We start from the raw sequence: 9,025 nt of genomic DNA, 5'->3' as shown, positions 1-9,025 counted from the left end.
AACCATTTCGCTTTTTCAAAGCCTGCCGTTTTAGTTCCGTTAACGGGTGCGTTTCTACAATAAGTGGAGACGCATTTTTCTTATTGAAGTAACGTTGCAGGTTTGTTAAATAAAGTGAAGGAATTATTCTTCATCAACAAAAGGTTACTTTGTGAAGATATGTACTTAAGCTAACGGGTAGCGATTGGTGAATAAGAACAGTCGCTTATTGTGCTAATCGGTGCAGAAAAATTTAATAAGTGAAGGGAGGAAATTGATATGAAAACCAAAAAAACATTAGCGATAGTGGCTATTATTATTTTATCTATGGTTGTTTTAATCAATTTATTAAAGAAAGATTTGTTGGAAGTTAATGCAGATTTATTGAAAGAAGAAGTGTTATCCATCGAACAATCTGTTGAAACGGTAAAATTAACTGAAATAACCCCATTTGAATGGGATCTAGCTTATTCCTTTGACCCATATACAACAAAAGACAGGATATATGAAACAGTTGGATATAAATGGGATCATATCAGTGAAACGGTAAGTGAGGGAATGAACCAGATTGTATTTTTGAAGGAGGGTAAAGTAGTTTGTTATGTGTATGGATACCCCGAAAACAATGGATATGGCATTTATTTTTCAAGTGAAAATGAAAAGGGAGTAACTTCTGCTTCCGTGCTTAATGCGGAGGATAATTCAACTTTTCAAGTGGTAAGAAGTGATGATGTTATATATTTAAACAAAAAATAAACACCATATCCCATCTTCAACTATTGGGAAAGGGCTGTCCTAAAAGCAATGGTGACCATGGTACAGCCCAAATTATTATGGTTTATCCAGCCGTATGCTAGTATGTTTCGTTCAGGATGATTTTTCCTTATGAGCTTCTAATGTTCCCGATTTCTTGCTCCCAATTAGATACAATAACAAAATAACAATCATAAAAGCTGCAGAATAACTAAAAGTCTTGCCATACCCAACACTTTTTGCTAAGAATCCAAGTCCTATTGATCCAATGGCCAAACCAAAATCAATAAAAATAAGAAGCATAGAATTGGCTGTTGCTTTTTTCTCAGGTGGAACAAGAGTTAATGCCCAAGCTTGGATAATTGGATGGATGATGGCATAAGCGATTCCGAATAATGCCCCTGAAACCAAAACCATCACCATACTAGTAGAAAATCCTAAAAGAATCAAACCTCCCGCTCCTGAAATGGCGGCTGGTATAATAAGAATTCTATGACCGAATCTATCGAAAATTTTACCAGAGAATGCCCGAACTAATACCATTGCAATCCCCTGTGCGATAAAAAACTGTGAAATTCTTCCTCCAACATGGATCTCTTTACCAAACGCCCCCATGAAGTTAACTGTTCCTGCAATCGCCATATAATTGAGCGCTACCAAAATACTTGGAAGAAGGACACGCTTATCGAACATGTACTTATAGAAAGGTTCATTATTTGTTGCCTGTGGACGTTCCTTTTCTTTTTTAACCGTATTTTTTGTGAAAAAACTGCACACTAATGAAAAAGTCATAAGCCCTAGAGTTAACATCATCATGGACCGGAATGAATAATGTGCAAGATAAGAAATTGCAATTAGTGGCCCCATTGTTGTCCCAACGCTTGTAGACATTGCGAAAAAAACAATGCCCTCACCTAATCGAGATTTAGGAACAATATTACTTGATATCGTAAAGACTAAAATCGTTAGCATACTAAATCCAATACCTTGTAGTGCTCTAATGAATATTAAAAATCCGATCGAGTCGTTTACAAAAGTAAGTGCAATTGTGCCTAAAAAATAAAGAAGGGAAATGATGAGAAGTAATTTCATATTAACTTTTTGGATAATTACACTTGCAAAGAAGCGCGTAACTAGTGATGCTGTCATTAAGGTCGTAGTCATGATTCCTGCAATCGCAGGATTCTTACTTATGGTTGATACGAAAATTGGGAAACCTGCTGTAATTATATAAAAAGAAGCGAACATTACTAAAGACAATAAAATAATAATTACATATTGGTTTGTCCATAGTTTAACTTTTATTTTACCCATGGTATATAAGACCGCCTTTCAAGGCTATTTCTAAAAATAGTGATGATTTATACGTGAAAAGTGCATTTAAATCGTGACAAGTTTATTCTTCACATATTTTTAAAAAATATTTAGAGTTGTTATCAATAAAAGAAATTGCTTTTTCTTTATTCAAATAACAGGGCAATTGTTGGATAATTTGACAACATAACGAAAGGATCGCCTTTCTGATTGATACCAGTACTTGGGCTATTTTATTGAGCAAATAGCTAAAAAGGATCTTCCAAACGAAGATCCTTTTTTATACTCATACCATTGAATTATGTTAAATAAACATAGTCAGGATATGATAAACTGACTCTTTAGTCGCGAATAAATAAAAAAGTCATTCTAAATATAGAATGACAGAGCAGACTACTGTATCCAAAGTTTAAACAATCCTTCTGTTATACCTAAGTTGTACATATAATATATCCCAAAACCCACACTAATGACTCCAGTAACTTGGGTAAGAGTTTTATTCAACCTAAGTTTTTGGGCACTAAAAACAAATGGAATTCCAATAATTGTTGTAAAAAAGAGCATTCCAATAACTGTTCCTACACCAAATATTAGGATATAAATAGCAGCTTCCCAAACACTCTTAACTGAACTCATCGTTAATAGGATCATTGCTCCACTGCCAGCGAGTCCATGCACTAAGCCAATGAACATGGATTTACCATATGAAACATTTTTATGTTGATGTATGTACTTATGTTGTCCGTCATGCATATGGGAATGGACGTGTATATGCTCTTCTCCTTCATGATCATGTACATGCAAGTTCTTTAAAGAAAGTATCGTCGTTGAACCAAGATAAACAAGCATGATTCCTACTAAAAATTCTAAAGACATTGCCCACTTTTCTGGTATTTCTCCTTTCATTAGAATCAGGATAATTCCAATAATAAATAATGTTGCAGTATGTCCAATCCCCCAGAAAACTCCTGCTAATGTAGATCTGAGTAATTTTTTACTTTGAGTTGCAATAGTCGAAACAGCAATTACATGATCTGGCTCGATTGCGTGTTTAATACCCAGGACAAATCCCAATGCAAGAATTGATAGAAAACCTATCTCCATAATAAACCCCCTAAGCTCATTTGATATTTAATTAGATTCAAAATTTTAATTAAGGAACATTATAATGTATTAATCCAACTAATTGTTAATACCAATTTAGTAAAAATAAAGAATCTAAAGATAAGTATTCCAGTAGTTTTTTTAGAGAAAATAATGATGCTAATCTCCTTAGTCAACTAAATGGGGCCATACACCGCTGCCCACTAAGGAAAGCACCTTTGAATAATCATCGCAGGACCAAGCTGTACTTTAGCTTGGTCCGAGGGCGCTTGCGCTTTTCTTGTTGGATTAACGGATCAGGTTAGTTGCATATGAATTTGGAATGGGAGGTGACTTTTTCCATACCTATCTTAACTTATTGTTGTTTATTCCTTTGTTATTTCATATTGTAAAAAATATTGAACAAACTATTAACAGCTAAGATGGATTTACAGGTGTTAGAACGGAGGTGAATTCGATAAAAAAGGTTACGAGAGCGGTTATGATTATTCTTATTTTTTATTTAATGTATATTACCATATTCGGCATTGTTATTTTTAAAGATAAACATCCGCAGGTTAGTAGCACCTATAAGGAACAGCATAAAGTGGAAAGATTCTATGGAAAAGAGGCGTCACAGGATCGCGTGATTCTACTGGAAGAAAAAATGTTTTCAGGTCTTGCCCGTGTTAACTTAATGGAAAATGCACAGGAGTCTATTGATGTCGCCTATTATGCGATTCATAAAGGATATATTACCGATTTATTATTCGGAATGATTTTGGATGCAGCCGATCGTGGTGTAAAGGTAAGGATCCTTTTGGATGGAATTTTCCATGGTTTTAGATTTAGTCTAAAAGATGTTCAATATGCCTTAATCAATCATCCTAATATCGAAATGAAATTTTATGAACCATTAAATCCTTTACTGCCTTGGACATGGAATAATCGACTCCATGATAAATTACTTATTATCGATAATAAGTATGCAGTTATCGGCGGCAGAAATATCGGGAATCGTTATTTTATTCAAGAAGGTGAAAAATCCCCTACGAATGACCGAGATGTTCTGATAGTTAATACGGATCCCAAGACAAAGGAAGGCAGTGTTTTGAATCAAATGGAAGGCTACTTTAATCAAGTCTGGGACCATCCCATTACAAAGATTACTTTTGATAAGCTATCCTCACGCCAACAAAAGAAAGCAAAAGAAGCCAATCAACAATTAAAACAGAATCTTGTAAACTTGAGAAAAACGGATAAAAAAATATTCAATAATTATTATGATTGGGTGAAAATGTCCCTTCCTACTAAAAAAATCACCTTTATTCATAATCCTATACAAAGATTTAATAAAGAACCTTGGGCTTGGTATGATTTAACAAATCTCATGAAGAATTCGAAAAAGTCCATAGTCATCCAAAGCCCGTATGTTATTCCAACGAAACCTATGCTTCCTTATATGGATACTTTACAAGTACCTCCTGAAAAGGTAACTATTTTAACGAACTCGTTAGCATCGTCAGCCAATGTTGTGGCCTATTCAGGACATATTAAACATATTAACGGGATGGTAAAAAGGGGTTTGAATATATGGGAATATCAGGGGCCGGACTCTATTCATGCCAAAACATTTATCTTCGATGATCGATTCAGTGCCATTGGAGCTTTTAATATGGATTCCAGGTCGACGTTTTTAAATACAGAGTCCATGGTCGTCATTGATAGCGTGGAATTTACCGAAAGTCTCGAAAAGGAAATGAACCAGTATTTTAAAAAGAGCTTAAAGGTAGCAAAGAATGAATCGTATATAGAGGACCCAAACTTAAAACCAGGTAAAGTAAGTTGGGTTAAATCATTCAGTATAAAAGGACTATCCTATATAACGGGTTTATTCCAGTATTTATTATAAGGCTCCACTCCATAAACACAGATAGATATAGTAAATACAGCTATCTTTATTTTGATTTGGTTTAACATGAACGTGGAATGGAACTTACTACCTACCCAGATATAAAAATGAAGTATAATCAGGCGGTCAGTCCAAATAGGCAGGTATACTTAATTCTAAAAAATATACAAATAAATTTAAGCCCCTCTCACCAGAAGGGCTTTTGTTTTTTTTTAAACCATTTACAATGATATTATAGTTTCATTTTTGATTAATTCTTAATATAAGAGATATAAAAGGAAGGAAGTGGAGAGTATGAAACGTCAAAGGACTTTTTTTATCATTAAAAACCTGATTTTTGAAATGAAGAAACCGGAAATTACACTAAAGAAAATCAGAGTAACACAGGTTAAAATTGAAAATGAAGAATATAAAGAACTGAGAAAAAAATTCAATGAAGATGTTTTTCATATAGAAAAAAAACCTGATGGGTGGTTTATTACAGAGAAAGAGTAATTCACATATTGGAGCTAGAGTGAAATAACAGCATTTAGAATTAATAACGCTTGGATATAAACCCAAGCGTTGATAAGTATCGTATTAGTTTGTTATTCGGTATGCTATTTTACATATTTGAATACTTAACTCACTAAAGATTATCTGTATTGATTCTTGGGGTTTCTGGTCCAGGAGTCACTGCTGCCCTAGCATTAGCATCATGTCGATCGTTTTTGAATCTGTCTAATTTCCGGTATCCTTCTAAGTGTTCGGAAGTTTTCTTTTTGTCAGCCACCATATCACCACCTAAGGATAATATGTCCAAACATTCCCTTGAAAATAAAATGGTTAAGGAAATTTAATATTTATAACGCTTTTAACAAAGGGTTGTATGAGATATAAGGTGAATTATTTCTTAAAGGAGAAATACTGTATGGAAAATGAACAATTAAAAATTTTTGATGAAAACAGGAATCAGATAGGCGTTGCTTCTCGTGAAGAAGTACATAGACTTGGATATTGGCACGAGGCTTTTCATTGTTGGTTTATTAGTAAAGAAAATGGAACTAATTATCTTCATTTACAACTCCGTAGTAATACAAAAAAAGACTATCCCAATCTTTTGGATATTACTGCTGCTGGGCATTTATTGGCTGATGAAACAGTTAAAGATGGTGTAAGAGAAATAAAAGAAGAAATAGGAATTGATGTTCTTTTTGAAGAATTACTACCATTAGGAGTAATTGATTATTGTGTAATTAATGGAAATTTTATTGATAAGGAAATAGCAAATGTTTTTTTATATATTTGTGAGAATACATTAGAAAGCTTTACACTTCAAGCAGAAGAAGTTTCTGGTATTGTGAAAGCAGAATTTAACGACTTTACAGAACTTTGGTTAGGTGAAAGAGAAACAATTGAAATCAAGGGATTTGGAATAAATGATGGCAATAAGACCTTGATTGAAGAATATGTGGGAAGGGATAAATTCGTGCCACATCAAATTTCATTTTATAAATCAATTATCCAAAAAATAAATGACCAGATTAAATAGAAGTAACTCTTCTTCAAGTATCGGGTGCGATTCTTCAATAGCGAAGGATCGTTTTTCTTATTCTAGTTACGTTGCAGTTTAGTTCAAATGCATGGTACAGTTATTGGAAAATTCAGTTAAAATGGTGAGAGGAGGGATTGAATTGAAATTAAATGATAAAAGGGTTTTAGGGTACTTAACTTACTCGGTGGGCTTTATTTTATTATTAGTATTAATCAGCAACATAAATTCACATTTTATTAAATTGATTAATGAGACGTATAGAATCTATCCTTGGCAAATCCTTATTATTTTAATGTATTTCCCAATTGGTATATATCTTGGAATCCCCAATATTTTAAAGGAATTTAATAAAACGGGACGATGGAGAATTAATTTTTATAAGATTGTGTTTGTAGCATTACCTATGATTTATATTTCATTTTATTGGTTTTTCCCCCTTTCGTATCCGATTCCCAATTTGCTTACCTATACAAAACCAGCGTTTAGTTTTGGTGCTATGATAGCAGGTTTTATCATAATTAATAGCATTACTAAGGAATAGTCGTTATTTTAGAATATGGGAGGAGATTTTATGAGTTTTAAAAAAGCATTCAATATTGGCTATATAGTTTATCTAATTGCTTTAGCCTTCGTATATTTTTTTGTTCCACACGAATACAATTGGATAGCTATTGTGATTCTATGTCTACTTTTTGGAATATATCAAGTTATTGTTGGATATAGGCTAAACAAACATAAGATTAAATAAATTTACATTTTTAGTTAAATATCTCTTGTTAAACTATCTGGTGCAAGAGTTAAGATCAAGGTCGCTGTGGCGGTCTTTTCTTGTTGCTCTAACGCGCAGGTTAGATACTTAAGAAATTTTAATAGTTATGTCGTACAAGATATCTATTATTCACTTCTTTTGGGGAAGTTTAAATAAAAAGGAGTGAATAAAATTAGAAAATACTGTTTATGCCTATTATTAATGATTTTAGTTTGTCATACAGGAAAAGCTTATGCGGTTCAGAGGGTTGTTACATCGCACATCATATCTGATCTATGGTATGAAAACATTTTTTTAATTGCAGATAAGGCAGATAGTATGGCTACTAAAAACTTTACTGTTCAAGTCGGCGGTGGAGTCGACAGTGTTGGTGGTGAATTATTATATAACTTTCCAAATTGGTATAATTCCAAGTTTGCCCCTAAATTATTTTATGAAGATATTAATAGCGATGGACTAAAAGATATTATAGTCGCATTGATTTCTGGTGCTGGTTCTGGAGTATCCACAAAAGAAATTCATGTTTTGAATCAAGTCCATGACCCTTATCGCAGATATGAAGAAGTGCCAGTTGAATCCATCAATGATGCAGTCAAACGATTTGTAAAGATGGAACATAACGGCAATGAAATTGCTATCCAAATTGGTAAAAAGAAATATTTAGTGGACTATTTAAAATTTGGTTACTACACACCTGTTGACCGTCCTGGAGTAGGCTCGATAGAAGATTATAAGCCTGAAAGTGGTGATCTCTATGGTTATACAACGGTATTTGTATCTATTCCAGAAGCAAGTATTGGCACCCTAAAAGTTAAGTATCATTGGGATGGGAAAATGTATAAAGCTGAATCTGTTGCTTTTAGCGAAGCCTAGCCAAGGGACAGTACCTAATTTTTTTGGTACTGTCCCTTTTCTAATTTATTTTTTTAACCCAGCAGCAAAGAAGGGTCCATTAACTGTTATAGTTGATAGAATTCGAGCCATTTCTTGAGGAGATTCTTTCCTGCCACTATCCAACCATTGTTGAATTACTCCTATATGTGCAGAAGCAATGTAAGAAGCTAAATATTGTCCTGGAACAAGTAAACTTTCCTCCTTTAATAGTGCATCTGGGCTATTTCCGAACATTGTTTTCCACATGAAATCCTTCAGCCTTGTTTGAAATGATAAATCTCCTTTTGGACCTAACACAGCTCTCATGAATCCACTATTCTCATTTAAATACTCAAAAATTGCAACTACTAGGGGAAAAGGTGCTAAGGTCGGTGAGTTAGTTTCAAGTTCGGCAATAACACTTGGAAAATTTTGTTTTGCCATTCTAGAGATATCAAAGATAATTTCTTCTTCGCACTTTGTCATTAAATCAAATTTGTCCTGATAGTGTGTATAAAATGTTCCTCGATTAATCCTTGCTCTGGTAGTTATGTCTTTAACGGTAATGGCTTCGAAACCTTTTTCATCAATTAATTCAACTAGTGCATCTCGGATGGACTCTTTTGTCCGAATAACCCGTAAATCCGTATTCCTTTCCCGCAAGCTACTTCCTCCTTAATTTTATCCAACACATTTATTAAAGGTGTTCCTTAAGCAACACAACTTACATTTTTGATTATTGAACAGAGAAGGATTCAATTATAAAATTTATTTAAATAAACAACAGGTTGTTTATTATTATAACAAA

At 33.4% G+C, this 9,025-nt stretch carries 10 protein-coding genes; 6 read left to right on the top strand and 4 right to left on the bottom strand.

What is annotated here, in order from left to right:
- Positions 1-258: 258 nt before the first annotated feature.
- Positions 259-735 (top strand): hypothetical protein, encoded by a 477-nt coding sequence (locus BLR86_RS10520; RefSeq protein ID WP_090761058.1) that lies wholly within the window; start codon positions 259-261, stop codon positions 733-735.
- 111 nt (positions 736-846) lie between these two features.
- Here BLR86_RS10520 and BLR86_RS10515 read toward each other — a convergent pair whose 3' ends face one another.
- Together BLR86_RS10515 and BLR86_RS10510 are read right to left on the bottom strand one after the other, a co-directional pair.
- Positions 847-2,046: an MFS transporter gene (locus BLR86_RS10515; RefSeq protein WP_090761057.1), complete on the bottom strand. Its 1,200-nt coding sequence runs from the start codon at positions 2,044-2,046 to the stop codon at positions 847-849.
- 393 nt (positions 2,047-2,439) lie between these two features.
- On the bottom strand, positions 2,440-3,150 hold the full coding sequence (locus BLR86_RS10510) for an urease accessory protein UreH domain-containing protein (RefSeq protein ID WP_090761055.1): 711 nt from the start codon (positions 3,148-3,150) through the stop codon (positions 2,440-2,442).
- Positions 3,151-3,598: 448 nt separating this feature from the next.
- Here BLR86_RS10510 and BLR86_RS10505 point away from each other — a divergent pair, with 448 nt between their 5' ends.
- Both BLR86_RS10505 and BLR86_RS10500 read left to right on the top strand, forming a co-directional pair.
- Positions 3,599-5,041 carry a phospholipase D-like domain-containing protein gene (locus BLR86_RS10505; RefSeq protein ID WP_090761053.1) on the top strand — a complete coding sequence of 481 codons (1,443 nt, stop codon included), beginning with the start codon at positions 3,599-3,601 and terminating at the stop codon, positions 5,039-5,041.
- A gap of 294 nt (positions 5,042-5,335) precedes the next feature.
- Positions 5,336-5,536, top strand: coding sequence for a hypothetical protein (locus BLR86_RS10500; RefSeq protein WP_090761051.1), 201 nt, complete (start codon positions 5,336-5,338; stop codon positions 5,534-5,536).
- Between the two features lie 133 nt (positions 5,537-5,669).
- Here BLR86_RS10500 and BLR86_RS26015 read toward each other — a convergent pair whose 3' ends face one another.
- Positions 5,670-5,816, bottom strand: a complete 147-nt coding sequence (locus tag BLR86_RS26015; protein WP_175492845.1) for a hypothetical protein — start codon at positions 5,814-5,816, stop codon at positions 5,670-5,672.
- A gap of 135 nt (positions 5,817-5,951) precedes the next feature.
- Here BLR86_RS26015 and BLR86_RS10495 point away from each other — a divergent pair, with 135 nt between their 5' ends.
- From BLR86_RS10495 to BLR86_RS10485, 3 genes are all read left to right on the top strand, one after another.
- Positions 5,952-6,572 carry an NUDIX hydrolase gene (locus BLR86_RS10495; RefSeq protein ID WP_090761050.1) on the top strand — a complete coding sequence of 207 codons (621 nt, stop codon included), beginning with the start codon at positions 5,952-5,954 and terminating at the stop codon, positions 6,570-6,572.
- Between the two features lie 142 nt (positions 6,573-6,714).
- The gene (locus tag BLR86_RS10490; protein ID WP_090761048.1) at positions 6,715-7,116 is read left to right on the top strand and encodes a hypothetical protein; all 402 of its coding nucleotides are present in this window, start codon (positions 6,715-6,717) and stop codon (positions 7,114-7,116) included.
- 429 nt (positions 7,117-7,545) lie between these two features.
- Positions 7,546-8,217 (top strand): hypothetical protein, encoded by a 672-nt coding sequence (locus tag BLR86_RS10485; RefSeq protein ID WP_139185593.1) that lies wholly within the window; start codon positions 7,546-7,548, stop codon positions 8,215-8,217.
- Positions 8,218-8,262: 45 nt separating this feature from the next.
- Here BLR86_RS10485 and BLR86_RS10480 read toward each other — a convergent pair whose 3' ends face one another.
- Positions 8,263-8,880, bottom strand: a complete 618-nt coding sequence (locus BLR86_RS10480) for a TetR/AcrR family transcriptional regulator (protein ID WP_090761044.1) — start codon at positions 8,878-8,880, stop codon at positions 8,263-8,265.
- Positions 8,881-9,025: the final 145 nt, after the last annotated feature.

Source organism: Bacillus sp. OK048, assembly GCF_900103525.1.
GTDB lineage: Bacteria > Bacillota > Bacilli > Bacillales > Cytobacillaceae > Neobacillus.
Note: the sequence above shows the minus strand (reverse complement) of the source record. Positions and strands in the feature narration are given on the sequence as shown.

Bases quoted from the DNA above. Each gene is read 5' to 3' on its own strand.
- BLR86_RS10520 (WP_090761058.1), top strand. From the start codon at position 259: ATGAAAACCAAAAAAACATTAGCGATAGTGGCTATTATTATTTTATCT.
- BLR86_RS10515 (WP_090761057.1), bottom strand. From the start codon at position 2,046: ATGGGTAAAATAAAAGTTAAACTATGGACAAACCAATATGTAATTATT.
- BLR86_RS10510 (WP_090761055.1), bottom strand. From the start codon at position 3,150: ATGGAGATAGGTTTTCTATCAATTCTTGCATTGGGATTTGTCCTGGGT.
- BLR86_RS10500 (WP_090761051.1), top strand. From the start codon at position 5,336: ATGAAACGTCAAAGGACTTTTTTTATCATTAAAAACCTGATTTTTGAA.
- BLR86_RS26015 (WP_175492845.1), bottom strand. From the start codon at position 5,816: ATGGTGGCTGACAAAAAGAAAACTTCCGAACACTTAGAAGGATACCGG.
- BLR86_RS10495 (WP_090761050.1), top strand. From the start codon at position 5,952: ATGGAAAATGAACAATTAAAAATTTTTGATGAAAACAGGAATCAGATA.
- BLR86_RS10485 (WP_139185593.1), top strand. From the start codon at position 7,546: ATGATTTTAGTTTGTCATACAGGAAAAGCTTATGCGGTTCAGAGGGTT.